The sequence below is a fragment of the Micromonospora sp. CA-263727 genome (assembly GCF_050942455.1).
Classification (GTDB): domain Bacteria; phylum Actinomycetota; class Actinomycetes; order Mycobacteriales; family Micromonosporaceae; genus Micromonospora.
Genome location: NZ_CP192031.1, coordinates 866,100 through 881,604 on the forward strand (window position 1 = coordinate 866,100; position 15,505 = coordinate 881,604).

Here is a 15,505-nt window from a genome sequence, read left to right on the forward strand (position 1 = left end):
TGCGTGATTGTGGACTTGCGCCAGCCGGCCTGCGGGCTGCCAGGTAGATCTGTCGACCATTTGTCTGGCCGTGCGCGCCGTTGTGGATTCGTCTCCCGCTGGTATCGGTCGTTGATCGCGCGATTGAAGGGTTCGTTGTGCGTGTTGCCAAAAGGCTGGCGTTGCTGCTGGCCATTCCGCTGTTAGCGACCTTCATCTTCGCAACTTGGGGTGTGGCGTCGACGGCGAATCAGGCGTTGCGTGCTGATCGTTTGGAGTCGCTGGTGGCGGTGTCGTCCGCTGTCGGTGAGGTGCTGTATCAGCTTGATCGTGAGCGTCAGGTCGCGGTGTCGGTGGTGTCCGATGCGGGGAGCGGGCTGAACGAGCTCTTGGAGCAGGGCGCGGCGTCTGATGCTGCGATTGAGATCTACCGGCAGCGTCGGGGCGATTTGAGTGCGTCCCAGCCCGGGGTGGCGCTACTGGTGGGTCCGCTTGATGAGCAGTTGCGGTTGTTGCCGGCGTTGCGGGAGCAGGTGAAGGCGCGTCAGTCGTCGTTGACGGCGGTGGTGGTGCGGTATCGGTCGGTGATCGGCCGGGGGTTGGCGGTGCGGGAGGCCGTGGGGCAGGTCGGCGGCGCGGATGGTGCGTTGGCTGATCAGTTGCGGGTGGCGGCGGCGTTGTCGCAGGCGTCGGAGTATGCCGGTATTCAGCAGGTCGCCGTGGTGGCGGGGAATGGCCGGTTGGTGTCGCAGGCGGTGCAGCGGGACCTGGGCGCGACGCGGGCCGGGTTTGATGAGGCGTTGTTGGTGGTGTCGCAGCGGTCGCCGGCGGTGTGGCGGGGGTGGCTGGATCAGGCGTTGACCGGTGAGCAGGTGCTGGCGGCGCAGCGGTTCGACGACGAGATCGCGCGGACGCTGGTGGGTGAGCGGCTGCGGGTGAGTACCGGGCGGTGGTTGGCGGCCAGTGGTGAGCGTCGGGATCGGCTGCATGAGGTGCAGTCCCGTGTTGACGGCGCCATCGTGGCGGAGGTCGGCCGGCAGCGGAGCCAGCAGTGGTGGATCACGGGTGGGCTGACCGTGGCGGCGGTGGTGCTGCTGGTGGCGGCGGCGGTGTTCGCGTGGCGGCAGGGGCGCAGGTTGGCGCAGCGGTTGCGTGATGTCCGTGATGCGGTCACCCGGATGGCGACGGATGAGTTGCCTGCCCTGGTGCGCCGGGTGGAGACGGCGGATCCGGCTGATCCGGGTTCAGTTCCCGCGCCTCCGAGGGGGTTGGCGCCGGCGGTGGTGCGTGACGAGGTCGATGAGGTGATCGCCGCGTTCGACAGTCTGGGGTTGACCGTCTACCGGACCTCCAGTGACTTGGCGCGGCAGCGGCAGGTGGTGGTGGGTGTGCTGGAGGCGGTGGGTCGCCGGTGTCAGGGGATCACGCAGCGGCTGCTGGCCGAGTTGGACGCGGCGGAGCGGGGTGAGAAGGACTCCGCGACGCTGGAGATGTTGTTCCGGTTGGACAACTTGGCGGCGCAGTTGCAGCACGGTACGCAGAGCTTGCTGGTGTTGTCGGGTCGCACGCTCGGTGCGGTGCACGAGACGCCGGCTGAGCTGGTGACGGTGGTGCAGGCGGCGCAGAGCCGGATTCAGCAGTACCGGCGGGTCGAGATCGGGGCAGTCGACGGCCGGGTGTCGGTGCCGACGGCGCTGATCGATGATCTGGTGCACCTGTTGGCGTCGCTGCTGGACAACGCGACCCGCTTCACGCCCGGCACGGTGTTGATCACTGGCCATTTGTTGAGCAATCGGGTTTTTGTGCAGGTCACCGACTCCGGGCAGGGCATCGATCCGGAGTTGCTGGACAAGCTCAATCAGGAGTTGGCGGCGTCGCCGAGGATCGGTGTGGAGCACATCCGCCGGCAGGGCGTGGCGACGGTGGCGTTGTTGGCCGCTGTGCACGGGTTGCGGGTGCGGCTGCTGCCGGCGTCACCGCATGGCACGGTGGCCGAGGTCGAGATTCCCGCCGACCGACTGACCATCAGGGTTCCTGAGCAGAAGAAGCCGGTGGGGGCTGGCCCGATTGCCGGGCGACGCGCCCCGGGTGGCACGCCCGCCTCTCCCTTGTCACTGCCTGTGGGCCCTGCCGCTGGCCCGGTGGCGGGCGGGGCGTGGCCGCCGGTGCGGGCGGCCGAGGCGCCCACGCAGGTGTTGCCGCAGATTCCGAGGCCACGGCCGGCGCCGCAGCGGCAGGAGCCGCCGCCGATCTTCCATCAGGCGGTCCGCGACTACGACGCCTCCGGGTGGTTCGAGCCGGGCGGCACTGTCCAGATGCCCGCCACGACTGCCGCATCGCCGCCGGGCGACGCGACGACCGAGAACGGGCTACCGAGGCGCCGGCCGCAGACGACGATCCCGCCTTCGGTCTTGCCCGCCCCGGCCGAGACGGCACCCAACGCGGTGGTGGACGCGGCGGGCCTGTCCAGGACCGCGGCGGCCTATCAGCGCGGCCTCGGCCGCCGCCCCCATCAGCTGAGAGAAGGTCAACGATGAACGACTTGAGTTACCTGATGAAGAACAACCTGAGCGAGGTGCCCGGGGTCAGCCACGGCGTCGCGGTGTCCGCTGACGGGCTGCTTCTGGCCGGAACCGAGGGCCTGAACCGGGAAGCCGCCGAGCGCCTCGCCGCAGTTGCGTCCGGGCTGAGCAGCCTACTCAAGGGCGCCGCCGGCCAAATGGGAGCCGGACGCATCCGGGGCAACATCACCGATACCGAACATGGCTACCTGGTCCTGACCGAGATGAACAAGGGCGCATCGCTGCTGGTGCTGGCGCACCCGACGGCGGACCTGGCGTTCGTCACGGAGGAACTCGGCCGCTTCGCCGAGAAGGTCCGTGACAAGCTCGATCCGTCGTTTGCGTCCGCGTCGTACGCGACTGCGGCAGGCCGACAGTGACCGGACCGCTCACCGTGGCCCGAGCGCCGACAGGCGGGCCACCAGGGTTGAAGATCGTGTTGACGGGGCCGTTGGGGGTGGGTAAGACCACGCTGGTCGCGGCGGTGTCGGAGATCGTGCCGTTGACCACCGAGGCCCGGATGTCGGCTGGTGGCGATGACATCTCGCACCGGCCGGGCAAGGTGACCACGACGGTGGCGATGGACTTCGGCCGCCTCGATGTCAACGGCGTCACGGTGTATGTGTTCGGCACGCCGGGGCAGCAGCGGTTCTGGTTCATGTGGGACGCGATCGTGCAGGGCGCGGTCGGTGCGGTGGTGTTGGTCGATACCCGCCGGTTGGAGTATTCGTTCCGGCACCTGGACTACATCGAGAACCGTCGGCTGCCGTTCGTGGTGGCGGTCAACCGGTTCCCCGACTCGGGTACCTACACGACGGATGACCTGCGGGAGGCCCTGAGCCTTCCCGGTGAGGTGCCGGTGGTCGAGGTCGACGCCCGCGACGAGCACAGCGTTCGCCGGTTGCTGATCGCTCTGGTGGAGCACGTCATCGCCAGCACGCCGATTCCGGCCAGCGTCTCCTGACGGCCTGGCCTGTTCTGTTCACCCCTCGAAGATGAAGGAGCACCATGCGTTTGCGTACACGGATACGGGGCGGACTCGCCGCCGTCACCGTCGCCGTTCTGCTGGCCACCGGGGCCGCGTGCACGAGCAGCAGTGATGACACCGATCGGGTGCGGATCGGGTTGCTGGTGTCGTTGTCGGGCGTCTACACCACTGTCGGCGAGGACATGCGCCGTGGCTTCCAGCTGTACGTGGACACCCATGACGGCCGGCTCGGTGGCCGTGAGGTGGAGGTGGTCGTCGCTGATGAGGGTGAGGGCCCCGACACCGCTGTTCCCGCCGCGCAGAAGCTGCTGGAGCGTGATCGGGTGGTGGCGCTGACTGGGCTGGTCGGCGGCGCCACGGTGGACAAGGTGCAGAACCTTACCCACGAGCGAAAGGTTCCTCTGATCGGGGCGAATGCCCGTCCGGGTTGGCCTGCGTCAAGGGATCTGTCCTATACCTGGCACACCTCCTACAACTCTGACGAGCCGGGGATTGCGGCGGCTGCGTACATCAAGTCGCAGGTGGGTGACGGGACGGTGTACGCGATCGGCCCGGATTACCAGGGCGGCTACGACGAGTTGCGTGGGTTCACGGAGACGTTCAGCAAGCTCGGCGGTCGGCTCGCGAACCCGAACGGCGAGACCATGTTCACGCCGTATCCCCAGACGCAGAGTTTTCTGTCCTACCTGAATGACGCGGCGGCGACCAACCCGTCGGCGGTGTACACGTTCTATGCCGGCGAGCAGGCCGTCACGTTCGTCAAGAACTACCAGGAGTCGGGCCTGAAGTTCGTGCCGCTGTACGCGGCCGGGTTCCTGACCGAGGGCGCCGTGCTCGACAAGCAGGGCACGGCGGCGACCGGAATCAAGAATGTCCTGAACTACAGCCCGACCCTGCCGAATCCGGCGAATCAGGAGTTCGTGGCGGCCTGGTCGGCGGCAGGGTTTCCGGGGCAGCCGACGACGTTCGCGATGGCGTCCTACGACGCCGCTGCGGTCCTGGACCGGGCACTGGCCGGTGTGGACGGTGAGGTCACCAGCGAGAAGCTCAATGCGGCGATCGGGCAGGTGGGGCGGATCGAGAGCCCGCGCGGGGACTGGCAGTTCCACCCAGAGCAGCACCGGCCGGTGCAGCGCTGGTACTTGCGGGAGGTCCGCCCGGACGGGCCGGTGCTGACCAACGTCCTGCTGCAGGACCTGGCCACGTTGCCCGCGTCCTGACCACCACGGCCAGCCGGTATTGAGGAAAGGGGTGTCGTGCGCGTGCTTGTCGTCATTGCGGCCGATGGGGTCGTTTACGGGATGATCCTGGCGGTCGCCGCGGCCGGGTTGACCGTCGCGTTCGGCGTCGGCGGGGTGTTGAACCTTGCGCACGGCACCCTGATCGCGGCCGGCGGGTACGTCGCCGCCACCACCACCGCGGGCACGTGGGGCAGCCTCGCCGCCGCCCTCATGCTGGCGATGGTGGTGGGGGCGGGCGGCGGCGGAGTTCTCGCGGCGGCGACCGGCGCCCTGCGGGGCCGGGGCCATCTGGACCAGGCGCTGTTGACCTTCGGGATCGCGCTGATCGGCGGGAATCTACTGACCACCGTGTTCGGGCCGGACGCGCTGCGTCCCGATCTGCCGGCGGTGTTGGAGGGCACGGTCGTGGTGGCGGGGTACCGGTATCCGGTCGACCGGCTCGCCGTGCTGACGGTCGCGGTCCTGGTCGCCGTGGTCGGCTATGTGGTGTTGCACCGGGCCCGCGCGGGACGGCTGGTGCGGGCCACGGTGGATGACCGGGCGATGGTCGCTGGGATCGGCGTCGATCCCCGCACCGTGGACGTCGCCGTCCTGGTCGCCTCCGGGGCCCTCGCTGGTCTGGCCGGGGCGTTGATCACGCCGATCCTCGGTGTCGGCCCGAGCACCGCCCACGCCACCCTGATGTTGTCGTTGATCATTGTGGTCTGTGGTGGTCTCGGCTCGGTGCCCGGCGCGGTGGCCGCGGCGGTCGGTGTGGGCATGGTGCAGACCGTCGGGGTGGTCACCGTGCCGGCGGCGGCGCCGTATCTGTTGATGGCGGCGATGGCCGTGGTGCTGCTGGCCCGCCGCGCCATCGTGCCTGGTCAGGCGGCGTCGTGAGCGCGTTGCCCCTGCCCGCCGTCCTCGATCGTTTCCGGCCGCGCCTGGGGCGCGCGGCGATGCCGGCCATGGCCGTCCTCGCGGTCACGGCGGTGGCGATGTCGCCGGATCCGTACCTACACGCCACGGCCGCCCGGATGCTGCCCCTGGCCTTGTTGGCGGTCAGCGTGGCGGTGGTGACCGGGCATGCTGGTCTGCCGACGTTGGGGCAGGTTGCCCCGTACGCCGCTGGCGCGTATCTCACCGCCCGCCTCGCGGTGGCCGGTATCGACCTGGCCGTGGTGCATCTGCTGGCCGCGGCGGTGCTGGGCGCGGTCGTCGCGGGGCTGCTCGGTGCGGTGCTGGTCCGCCACCGCGGCACGGTGTTCCTGATGCTCAGCGTGGCGGTCGCGGAGCTGACGGCGATCACCGCCGCGCAGTGGCGGGCCGTGTCCGGTGGCACCGACGGCCTGGCCGGTATCCCCGCGCCCCGCCTCGTACCGGGGCTGGCGCCGCTGCTCGGCGAGCGGACCGTGCTGGTCTATGCCGCCGCGGTCGCGGTGCCGGTGATCGGCGCCGCGGTGTGGTCGCTGGCCGCCGACCGGCGGTTGCTGCTGACCGCGGCCCGGGACAACGAGCACCGGGCCCGCGCCTGCGGCCACCCGGTGACCGCCTACCTGTGGGCGGTGCACACCGGCGCGGGCGTGCTGGCGGGTGTCGCCGGGGCGCTGCTGATCCACACCCACCGGTGGATCACCCCACAGGATGTGGGCTTCGGCACGGCCGCGCTGATGCTGCTCGCCGTCGTCATCGGCGGCGCCCGTAGCCTGCCCGCCGCGGCGATCGGCGCGGTGCTCGTGCTCACCGTCCGGGACATGGTCGCCGTCGCGTGGCCCGGCCACGGCCCGCTGCTGATCGGCGTGCTGTTCGTGGCCGCCGTGTATGGGCTGCCCGGTGGCCTCGCCGCGCTACCGGCCCGGCTTCGCCGCCGGCAACCACCGCCTACCCGCCCGGACCAGCCAGAGACCCTGGTCGCCGCCACCAGTGTCAGGAGCGTGTCGTGAGGATCATCCGCCGCGTCGCCGACCAGGTGCCCACTGTGCCTAGCCGCCGCCACCCCGACCACGCCGATGGCACCGGGCTGGTCGCTACCGGCCTGCGCCACGCCTACGGCCCGCTCACCGTGCTGGACCTCGACCAGTTCGCCATCTCCCCGGGGGACCGGCACGCGGTCATCGGACCCAACGGCGCCGGCAAGTCCACCCTCCTCGGCGTGCTCGCCGGCACCATCCGCCCCCGATCCGGGCACATCGTCCACCTCGGGCGCGACATCACCAGACGTGCTCCGGCGTGCCGGGCGCGTACCGGCATCGGCCGCACCTTCCAACACCCCACCGTCTGGCCCGGCCTGTCCTGCCTCGACTGCGTGCGCGCCGGCGGCTGGCACCACCGCCACCACCCCGACCACACGCCGATACAACTACTGGACCTGGTCGGCTTGGCCGATCACGCCGACCAGCCCGCCGGGACGCTGTCGCACGGGCACCACCGGATGCTCGACCTGGCCGTCGCCCTCGCCGACCAGCCGCGGATCCTGCTGCTCGACGAACCCGCGGCCGGGCTCACCGACACCGACACCAGCCGCCTGCTCAACATCCTCCGCCAGTTGCCGTCGTGGATGGCCGTGGTGCTGGTCGAGCACCACATGGACGTCGTCACGGCCGTCGCCGACTGGATCACCGTGCTGCACCAGGGCCGCCGCTACCTCGACGGGCCCACCGACACGGTCCGGGCCGACCCGAACGTGGCCGCCCTCTACCTCGGCGAAGGAGGCGGTGGCGATGCTGACCACGCGTGACCTCACCGTCGCCTACCCCACCGGTGGACCCGTGCTGCACGCGGTGACCCTGACCCTGCCCGGCCCCGGGGTACACGCGCTCATCGGCCCCAACGGCGCCGGGAAAACCACCCTGCTGCACACCATCGCCGGACACCTGACACCCACCACCGGCACCCTGCACCTCCACGGACACGACGTCACCGGCTGGCGGCCGGAAACCGCCGTGCGAGCCGGAGTCGCGCTCGCCCCGCAGGGCCGCCGGCTGTGGCCGTCGCTGACCGTGGCCGAACACTTCGCCGCCACCCAACCTGGCGGTGGCCGTCCCGACCAATGGCCCATCGACGACCTCCTGGACATGTTCCCCACCCTGACCGGGCGGCTGGGCCACCGCGCGCACCAGCTCTCCGGCGGTGAGCAGCAGATGCTCACCATCGCCCGCGCCCTGCGCACCGCACCACAGCTGCTACTGGCCGACGAACCCACCGAGGGACTCGCCCCGATCGTCGCCGACCAGATCACCACCGTGCTGCGGGAACTGCCCGCCAGAGGCGTGACCGTCCTCGTCGCGCTACCGCACGTCACCGCCGCGGCGCAGGTCGCCGACACCATTCACGTCCTCGCCGCCGGGCACCTGCTCGGCGCCGCGCCCACCGGCGCCGCCGCCAGCGCCGCGCTGCGCCGTCACCTCACCCTCACCCACCCCGGCGACGACCCTGCGGAACCCGACTTATGAGCACCCCAGTCGACCCCGCGACGAGCACCGGGCGAATTCCGTCTGCCCGCCGCCTTCTATCTCACACTCAACAACCAAGGAGTTCCCGGTGACCACGACGGCCTACCAGTTCCGCAACGCTCCGGCTCAGCTCGGCCCCCTGGAGCAGGTCCTCGACCCCCTCACCCGCCCCGACCTCGCCAGGATCGGCGTGCGGTCCGGCTGGCGGGTCTTGGACCTCGGCGCCGGCGCGGGCTCGATGACCCGGATCTTCGCCGACACGGTCGGACCGGGCGGCACGGTCTGCGCCGTCGACCTCGACACCCGGCTCCTCAACCCCACCAACATCATCGACGTCTACCAGCGGGACCTGCGCGACGGGCTCGACCTGCCGATCACACCCGGCAGCCTGGACCTCGTCCACAGCCGCTGCGTGCTGGAGCACCTCGCCAACCGCGTCGACCTGCTGGCGCCGATGACCGGGCTGCTGCGTCCCGGCGGGTGGCTGCTGCTCGGCGAGATCGTCTACAGCCCGGCGCTGGTCCACCGCGCTCCCTCAGCCGAGGACCATGAACTGATCCGCCGGGTCATCCACGCCATCCTCGACACGCTTGGCTCCGGGGGCACCGACCTGGACTGGGGCAACCACACCCACGGCCACCTGCTCGGCCTGCGGATGACCCACGTGTCCAGCCACACTCGCGCCGAGGCGTGGACCGGCGGCGGCCCCGGCTGCCTGCTGATGGCCGACAACGCCCGCCAACTCCACGACCGGCTCCTGGACGCCGATCTCGCCGACACCGACCTGCACCGGTTCGGGGAGTTGATGACCGACCCGACCGTGGCTGTCCGCGGCTACCAATTCACCTCCACCATCGCCCAAAAGCCCCACTCGTAAACCTCCGGCACCCGGGCGCAGGCACGTGTTGCCCTCCACCCGGGTGGCGGCTACCGGTGGCCGGCGGCAGCAGGCGCTTCCCCGTCCGCCGCTGTCGCCGGCCACCACCCCACGTCCCGACAACCAGAGGATGGCCCATGACTGGGACCGCGACCTCCACGGCGAGCGCCACGGGTCCCGCCCCGGCCGACATGCCCGGCCGGCCGGCGCGAGCGACGCCGCGCTGCCGGCAGCGTGACAACCGGGCAACCGTGTCCCAGGCATACGTCGCGCACACCGCGGGCGCCTGCGACCGCGCGGTGCGTCTGTTGGCCGCCGCTCACACCGACACCACCCGCGACCACGGTCACGGCAGCCGGGACAGCCTGATCATCCTCGCCCACCTCGGACACCTCTACGCCACCTGCGGCTGGCACGACCTGGCCCGCCGCTGCCACGGCGCCGCGCTCACCGCCGCGGTCCGGTACCTCCCACCCGGCGACGACCTACCCGGCCACCTCGCCGCCATGGCCCGTCAACCCGTCGACGCCACCCACACCCGCGTGTGCCGCCACCACCCCCGCCCCGCACCCCCCACCCCAGCGCCCCAGGCACCGTCATGCACCCCGTGATCGACCGCGCGGTCACCGGGTGGGCCGCCCGCCGCCCCACCCGAATCCCGGACCCGGTCGCGTCCGCTGTCCGCGCCGCCGCCACCGTCATCGCCGCGCCCACCGACCCCGCCTGGGCCCACGCCACTACCGTCGCGCTCGACCGCCTCGACGCCGCGCACCACCAGCACGGCTGGCGCGACCTGCGCACCCGCCGCGAGGCCCTGGCCGTCGGGCGGAGACTGGCGCCGGCCAGCAACGCCCTCGCCGCCCTCCACTACCGGTCCGTCGCCGCCGCCCGCACCGCCGCCCGCACCGGCCCGCACTGGGACACCCTCGACCTGTACACGGCCTGGGACCTCCTCGGCGCCACACACCGCATCGGTGACACCGCCCCCCACCTGATACGGCACCTGATCCAGACCAGCGGCCTCTACCACCCCCTGACCATCGCCGCCTGCCTGACCTGGGCGCAGCACACCACCGACGCGACCGGCCTGGCCGCCTACGCCATCTGGAGACTGCCGCCGGACCGCACCACCCAGGCCGCGCTCATCGCTCTCGCCCGCCTGGCCGGTCTCCCCACCCCCACCCGCGCGGAACTCCGACGCGGCCACACCCGCCACAGCATCGGACCGGCCCCCTGAAACGCCCCCCGCACCACGTCAACCTCGACCCCAACGGCTGCCCGTTCACACCTGAGAGAACCCCATGCCGACTGCCTGGCGGGCCACACCCGACGACCACACCGCACTGACCGACGTGTTGAGCGCCTCCTACCTCGCCGGGCCGGTCGCCGCGTGGCTGATCCCCCACGCCGAGCGGCGCGGCGTGATCGTGCGTGACTATGCCGCGGTCGTGCTGCGCCACGGCCTGGCCCACGGGCATGTCGACACCGTCGCCGACCGCACCGCCGTGGCGATCTGGCACCCGCGACCCGCCTCCGCGCCCACCCGCCAACACCAAGGCGCCCTCACACGCGCCACCGCCGAATACGCCTCCGTCTTCTCCCTGACGACCGCGCTGTGCGAAAAACACCATCCCGACCTTCCACACCACTACCTGGCCCACCTCGCCGTGCACCCCGGGCATCAGCACCGAGGCCACGACAGCACCCTGATCAGACACCACCACACGCACCTCGACAGCATCGGCATGCCCGCCTACACCGAAGCCACCACCACCGACAAACGGACCTTCTACCTCGACCACGGCTACCAGGCCGGCGAGCCCTTCACCCTCGCCGACGGACCACTGATCTGGCCGATGTGGCGCCCCAGCACGCCGATCACGCCGCCCGGATTCCACGCGCACCCACCACCCACACCATCCACCCGGGCGCGAAAGCCCCGCCGCCCGGGCGCCCCTCCCCACGACGATGGCGGCAAGGGCGGCTCCTCGTGAGCGTCGCCCTGCCCGACGGGCGGGATCTGCTCACCTGCGCCGGCCCCACCACCGCGCAGCAGATGGCAGTGCCCGTCGCCCCGGCCACCACCGACATCAGTCCACCGCCCGCCCAGCGTAATCCGAAAGGCTGCACTGTCTATTGCTCGCCAACCTGCCGGTCATCGGCATGACCATCCTGTTGCTGCACCTCGCCGGCCACCCCGTCACCCTGCCAGCCCCGCCCGATGTCGGGCGCCGGGTCTCGGACACCCGCCTGGAGCGGGTGGTGCCGTGCGTGCGCTGCCTCATACGTCATCTCGTCGTGACCGTCGCGGCGTCGACACCCGATACCACCGACGTTCCTCCGGGCCATGTTCGTCCGTGAACGCCCACTCGCCATGTCCTTCTCGTCGCTGCGGTCCTGATCGGCCGTATCCGCCCCCCAGCTTGTGGAGATTCCTGTACTCATGTCTTCGTCCGTGTCGTTTGCCGGTGTTTCCTATCACCGGATCACGCAGCACCTGTCCCGCCGTCGGGTGCTGGTGACGTTGTTGGCGGTGCTGCTCGGCACTGTGGTGGCCCCGATCCCGGTCACGCTGATCGCCCTGCGGCTGCCTTCGGAGGGGCTGCCGGTGCTGGGTCCCTTTACCGAATTGGTGCTGTCGCTCGCCGCGATCGGCTGCATCCTGCCAGTGACCCTGCTGATCGTTCGGGTGGGTGAGCGGCGTGGCGTGGGCACGCTCAGCAGCGTGGTGGGCCGGTTGCGGTGGCGGTGGCTGGCCCTGTGTCTGCTCATCGCCGGCACCTGCATCGGTGTCGCCCTCTGCCTCGGTCTCCTCACGGCCGCGTTCGTCAAGGCCAGCGCGGGCGCGAGCGGGGGCGGGTCGGAGCCGCAGACGTCGACGTGGATCGGTATCGGCCCGGCGCTGACGGTCCTGCAGTTCATGATGGCGCTCACGGCCGTGCAGGTCGCCGCCGAGGAGACCGTCTGCCGTGGCGTGATCCTCCAGGCGGTCGGTCGGCTGTTCCGCTCGCCCTGGCCGGCGATCGGCGTCCAGGCCGTCATCTTCACCGCGCTGCACGGTTTCGGTGGCGGCTGGTGGGGGCAACTCGGTGTGTTGGCCTTCGGTGTCGCGCTCGGCTGGCTCACCGTCCGTACCGGCGGCCTGGAAGCCGCTCTGGCGTTCCATTTCGTCCAGAACGGGCTCGTCGCGGTCGTGGCCGTCGCCGCGGGCGCCACGGATCCGAATGCCAACGCCACCGCGGCGCCGTGGCCACTGGCGGTCGCGATAGCGGCCACCGTCGGCACCTACGCCGTCGCCACCAGCCTGGCAGCCCGCCTCTGCGGCATCACCCCACCCCGACCCACCCCCGGCGACCTCGATCAGACGACCAGCCCGTCGCCGGCCTCCACGAACTGAGCGCGCGGGAGCGGGCTCGGCCAGCGGCGTGCCGCCCGACGACGAGCCGAGCCCGCTCCGGCGCACCAGTCGCACACGAAGTACACCCTTTGGAGAGACTCATGACGTCCACGCCCGTGCATCAGTTGCTCGACCCGACTGTCCGGACCCACCTGGACCGGCTCCGCGCCGATCCTCGCGAGGCGGGGCCCGACGGCCGCCTCACCGGCATCGTCCCCGGTCAGGCGGTGCTGCAGATCGGCGCCGGCGCTGGTGGAACCACCGACCGCCTCGCCGAGTTCGTCGGTGACGGCGGGTCGGTCACCGTCGTCGACGCCGACGTCCACCATCTCGCCGCGGCCGGCGTGGTCCGGGTGCAGCGCTGCGATGTGGACCGGGAGCCGCTGCCCGGTGGGACGCAGAGTGTCGATCACATCGTGGCCCGCTGGCACCGTCCGCTCCGGGACCCGGTCGACCTGGTGCGGCAGATGATCGCTCGGCTACGGCCGGGCGGCACGCTCGCCCTGGTCTCCATCACGCCCACCCCGCCCCGCGTCTACCGGGCGCCCGGCGCCGGAGACGCCCAGCTGATCGGCACCGTGATGCATCAGGTGCGCTGCGCCATCGCGGGCCCGGAAGGCTCCTGGACCAGCGACGTGGAAAACCTCCTGCTGGACAGCGGAGCAGCCTGGCACTGCTCGCACACCGTCAGGGAGACGTGGACCGGAGGTGACCCCGGCTGCCGCCTGCTCGCCGACATCGTGGCGCACCTGCGCGCCACGCTGACCGGGCTCAGCGATAGTGACCTCGGCCGGTTCCAGGCGTTGATGGCCGACCCCCGGGTGCTCGTGGCGTCCTACCGCAACCTTTTCATCCACGCCGGACGGCCAGCATGATCCTGAACCCCTCACGACCCCTGCGCATGATGCTGGCCGGCGGTGCTGTCGTCATGCTCGTCGCGTGCCAGCCCGACGCGCAGCCTGCCGACCCCCGACCGCCCGCAACCGGCGCTCCGGTCACTGCGACGCCGCTGGCAAGCCCACCGGCCAGGACCGCCACCGATGCCGGGCTCACCGCGCGGCAGCGGCTGACGCTGCTCGCCGACACCGTGGCCAGCACGCCGCAGGACAGCAGCACCGATCTGCCCTACGAATACGTGCACACCCAGAACTGGCACCGTGTCACCGACGTGATTTCCCGCACCGACCGTAAGCGGTGGCGACACACCGGAGACAACTCCGGTGTGGACATCACCCGTACCGCGCCGACGCTGCGGGGTGTCGACCACCAACCCACCCGCCAGGAACGCAGCCTGTTCGCCGACGCCAAACCGGAGACCACCCACTGGCTGCCAGGAGAACTGCACTCCTACATTCCCGAGCAGGGGTGGCCCGCCGACGTGGACAGCCTGATCGCTCGTCTGGTGCCGCCCATCCCGGCCACCGAGCCCACCTACCCGAGGGTGCTCGCCAACAGCGTCATCAACATCGCCATATACCACCACCTCGACCGGTCGCAGCGCGCGGCTCTTCTACGGGTCTTGGCGGCGGTGCCCGGCATCACCTATCAGGCAACGACCACCGACCTCGCCGGACGTGCCGGGATGTCTTTTCAGGTGGTCGCGGACCGGTCCACGGTCAAGCTGATCATCGATCCGGTCACCGGCGAGTTGCTCTCCGCAGGCGAGTGGGTCGACGGTTTCCGGCCAGGACTGTTCGGTTTCGTGCTGATCGTCGGGCGGGGACACGTCCGCACCGACCACGACATCGTCCCGCCGGCAGGATCGGACCCGACGCCGGTCGGTGGCTTATCGCCGATTCCTCGCAGTCTCTCCGCACCTGCGGCGACTGCGGCGCCAAACACCACCAACACGTGGGTCCGTTCGCCCTCACGCTGATGCCGCCGGCATCACCGCCTTGCCAGTGGTCCGAGCCCGGAAACGCTCGGGTCCATCGGCACACCCGCCCATTCGCCTCCGCGGCTCCCCTGCGGGTCGTGGCGGCCGTGCGCAGCCCCTTTTGTCAAATCGAAAAAAGTGAAACGTTGATTCTCACAGTTGTCAGTCAAGTCATACCCACTGCGCAGACCCGGTACGTTGACCATTGGAGCAAGTGCGCCGACCAGATCAAGGCGCACAATCCCGATCTTGTCTTCCTTCAGAAGGTAGGCGACATGAGAGGGGACACGCTGCGGCTGTTATTCCAGCAGCGCCTCGGTCTGGAGTTGTATATCGGGAGGTCAGAGTGCCATCACACTGGTGTGGCATGGAATCCGCGTCGGTTGACGGCCAACTGGCACGATGATTTCTACAGCACATCCTTGATGCACGGGTACGCCGCCGTCTCTATGACCCCGGTCGGATGCCAACCCGACCTTCGGCTCACCGGGATCAGCGCTCACCTCAATGAGTTCAGCGCTCAGGCGGCGACTGCCGAAGCTCAACTCCTCGGGTGTCGCGGCCATAACCCCGGCGGGCTCGGGATCATCGCCGGGATATTCGGATATACGCCCATCGGCGACCCCGAGCTGGCGGTCGAGGAGCACCCTTTGCCATTCCGCATGGCTCGGTTCCGCCGGAGTCGACACAAGCCTGGCTGGGAAGCCGACCGGGGGCCCAGTGAGGCGTTGGCGTTAGGCGAATACTCCGACGTCTGCGGCACCGTCGCGAACACGACCGACAATCCCGATTTGCGGCACGTCCCGGGAAGCAAAACCGGATTTCGTGACGTCCAGGCATACGTCACGGCGGCGCTGCTTCCCACTGTCACCGGCTATCAGTGGACCGATCCGCTGGGCAAAAATTCATCCACGGGAATGGTATTCGAAATGGACCTCAACAAGATCGACCCTCGTCACGTTCGATCACGGGTGTCCAAAACGCGATCCCGTGCACGGTAGCCCCACGAACAGGTCGACGCCTGCCCTACCGCATCCGCACCCGGGCAGAATCTTTCATCGCACCCTGGGAGTAGACGCACATGCCAGACGAGTACAGCTTCTGCGCCTGGAACCCGAAGGACTTCTATGCGACGAGGCCGACGCTGACCGGCAC

Annotated in this window: 17 protein-coding genes; all 17 read left to right on the plus strand. The window is 70.4% G+C overall.

Translation table 11 applies throughout. The features are described from left to right. Positions 1–80 precede the first annotated feature (80 nt). The 17 genes from ACQPYA_RS04130 to ACQPYA_RS04210 all read left to right on the plus strand — a co-directional run bounded on the left by ACQPYA_RS04130 (position 81) and on the right by ACQPYA_RS04210 (position 15,351). Complete coding sequence (locus ACQPYA_RS04130; RefSeq protein WP_433531307.1) at positions 81–2,516, plus strand: sensor histidine kinase; 2,436 nt, start codon at positions 81–83, stop codon at positions 2,514–2,516. Continuing rightward, positions 2,513–2,920: a roadblock/LC7 domain-containing protein gene (locus tag ACQPYA_RS04135; protein WP_433531308.1), complete on the plus strand. Its 408-nt coding sequence runs from the start codon at positions 2,513–2,515 to the stop codon at positions 2,918–2,920. The genes ACQPYA_RS04130 and ACQPYA_RS04135 overlap by 4 nt, the downstream gene beginning before the upstream one ends. Before the next feature lie 14 nt (positions 2,921–2,934). Continuing rightward, a complete protein-coding gene (locus ACQPYA_RS04140) occupies positions 2,935–3,504 on the plus strand; it encodes a GTP-binding protein (RefSeq protein WP_433533374.1) in 570 nt (189 codons plus the stop codon). A 44-nt stretch (positions 3,505–3,548) separates the two neighbouring features. Continuing rightward, on the plus strand, positions 3,549–4,748 hold the full coding sequence (locus tag ACQPYA_RS04145) for an ABC transporter substrate-binding protein (protein ID WP_433531309.1): 1,200 nt from the start codon (positions 3,549–3,551) through the stop codon (positions 4,746–4,748). Positions 4,749–4,829: 81 nt separating this feature from the next. Further along, the gene (locus tag ACQPYA_RS04150; RefSeq protein WP_433531310.1) at positions 4,830–5,648 is read left to right on the plus strand and encodes a branched-chain amino acid ABC transporter permease; all 819 of its coding nucleotides are present in this window, start codon (positions 4,830–4,832) and stop codon (positions 5,646–5,648) included. Further along, complete coding sequence (locus ACQPYA_RS04155; protein WP_433531311.1) at positions 5,645–6,691, plus strand: branched-chain amino acid ABC transporter permease; 1,047 nt, start codon at positions 5,645–5,647, stop codon at positions 6,689–6,691. The genes ACQPYA_RS04150 and ACQPYA_RS04155 overlap by 4 nt, the downstream gene beginning before the upstream one ends. Further along, on the plus strand, positions 6,688–7,485 hold the full coding sequence (locus tag ACQPYA_RS04160; protein WP_433531312.1) for an ABC transporter ATP-binding protein: 798 nt from the start codon (positions 6,688–6,690) through the stop codon (positions 7,483–7,485). Before ACQPYA_RS04155 ends, ACQPYA_RS04160 begins: the two co-directional genes overlap by 4 nt. Further along, positions 7,469–8,200, plus strand: coding sequence for an ABC transporter ATP-binding protein (locus ACQPYA_RS04165; RefSeq protein WP_433531313.1), 732 nt, complete (start codon positions 7,469–7,471; stop codon positions 8,198–8,200). Before ACQPYA_RS04160 ends, ACQPYA_RS04165 begins: the two co-directional genes overlap by 17 nt. An 88-nt stretch (positions 8,201–8,288) precedes the next feature. Beyond that, entirely contained in the window at positions 8,289–9,077 is a 789-nt protein-coding gene (locus tag ACQPYA_RS04170) for a methyltransferase domain-containing protein (protein ID WP_433531314.1), read from the plus strand. Positions 9,078–9,214: 137 nt separating this feature from the next. Then, positions 9,215–9,688: a hypothetical protein gene (locus tag ACQPYA_RS04175; protein WP_433531315.1), complete on the plus strand. Its 474-nt coding sequence runs from the start codon at positions 9,215–9,217 to the stop codon at positions 9,686–9,688. Then, positions 9,685–10,314, plus strand: coding sequence for a hypothetical protein (locus ACQPYA_RS04180; protein WP_433531316.1), 630 nt, complete (start codon positions 9,685–9,687; stop codon positions 10,312–10,314). The genes ACQPYA_RS04175 and ACQPYA_RS04180 overlap by 4 nt, the downstream gene beginning before the upstream one ends. A gap of 64 nt (positions 10,315–10,378) precedes the next feature. Further along, positions 10,379–11,071 carry a GNAT family N-acetyltransferase gene (locus tag ACQPYA_RS04185; protein ID WP_433531317.1) on the plus strand — a complete coding sequence of 231 codons (693 nt, stop codon included), beginning with the start codon at positions 10,379–10,381 and terminating at the stop codon, positions 11,069–11,071. 169 nt (positions 11,072–11,240) lie between these two features. After that, the gene (locus tag ACQPYA_RS04190) at positions 11,241–11,438 is read left to right on the plus strand and encodes a hypothetical protein (RefSeq protein ID WP_433531318.1); all 198 of its coding nucleotides are present in this window, start codon (positions 11,241–11,243) and stop codon (positions 11,436–11,438) included. A gap of 82 nt (positions 11,439–11,520) precedes the next feature. Next, the gene (locus ACQPYA_RS04195) at positions 11,521–12,474 is read left to right on the plus strand and encodes a lysostaphin resistance A-like protein (RefSeq protein ID WP_433531319.1); all 954 of its coding nucleotides are present in this window, start codon (positions 11,521–11,523) and stop codon (positions 12,472–12,474) included. 101 nt (positions 12,475–12,575) lie between these two features. Further along, the gene (locus ACQPYA_RS04200; protein ID WP_433531320.1) at positions 12,576–13,349 is read left to right on the plus strand and encodes a class I SAM-dependent methyltransferase; all 774 of its coding nucleotides are present in this window, start codon (positions 12,576–12,578) and stop codon (positions 13,347–13,349) included. Continuing rightward, a complete protein-coding gene (locus ACQPYA_RS04205) occupies positions 13,346–14,350 on the plus strand; it encodes a hypothetical protein (protein ID WP_433531321.1) in 1,005 nt (334 codons plus the stop codon). Before ACQPYA_RS04200 ends, ACQPYA_RS04205 begins: the two co-directional genes overlap by 4 nt. A gap of 98 nt (positions 14,351–14,448) precedes the next feature. Then, the gene (locus ACQPYA_RS04210) at positions 14,449–15,351 is read left to right on the plus strand and encodes a hypothetical protein (protein WP_433531322.1); all 903 of its coding nucleotides are present in this window, start codon (positions 14,449–14,451) and stop codon (positions 15,349–15,351) included. Positions 15,352–15,505 lie beyond the last annotated feature (154 nt).

Bases quoted from the DNA above. Each gene is read 5' to 3' on its own strand.
- ACQPYA_RS04205 (WP_433531321.1), top strand. From the start codon at position 13,346: ATGATCCTGAACCCCTCACGACCCCTGCGCATGATGCTGGCCGGCGGT.
- ACQPYA_RS04190 (WP_433531318.1), top strand. From the start codon at position 11,241: ATGACCATCCTGTTGCTGCACCTCGCCGGCCACCCCGTCACCCTGCCA.
- ACQPYA_RS04135 (WP_433531308.1), top strand. From the start codon at position 2,513: ATGAACGACTTGAGTTACCTGATGAAGAACAACCTGAGCGAGGTGCCC.
- ACQPYA_RS04185 (WP_433531317.1), top strand. From the start codon at position 10,379: ATGCCGACTGCCTGGCGGGCCACACCCGACGACCACACCGCACTGACC.
- ACQPYA_RS04200 (WP_433531320.1), top strand. From the start codon at position 12,576: ATGACGTCCACGCCCGTGCATCAGTTGCTCGACCCGACTGTCCGGACC.
- ACQPYA_RS04145 (WP_433531309.1), top strand. From the start codon at position 3,549: ATGCGTTTGCGTACACGGATACGGGGCGGACTCGCCGCCGTCACCGTC.
- ACQPYA_RS04175 (WP_433531315.1), top strand. From the start codon at position 9,215: ATGACTGGGACCGCGACCTCCACGGCGAGCGCCACGGGTCCCGCCCCG.
- ACQPYA_RS04150 (WP_433531310.1), top strand. From the start codon at position 4,830: ATGATCCTGGCGGTCGCCGCGGCCGGGTTGACCGTCGCGTTCGGCGTC.
- ACQPYA_RS04195 (WP_433531319.1), top strand. From the start codon at position 11,521: ATGTCTTCGTCCGTGTCGTTTGCCGGTGTTTCCTATCACCGGATCACG.
- ACQPYA_RS04165 (WP_433531313.1), top strand. From the start codon at position 7,469: ATGCTGACCACGCGTGACCTCACCGTCGCCTACCCCACCGGTGGACCC.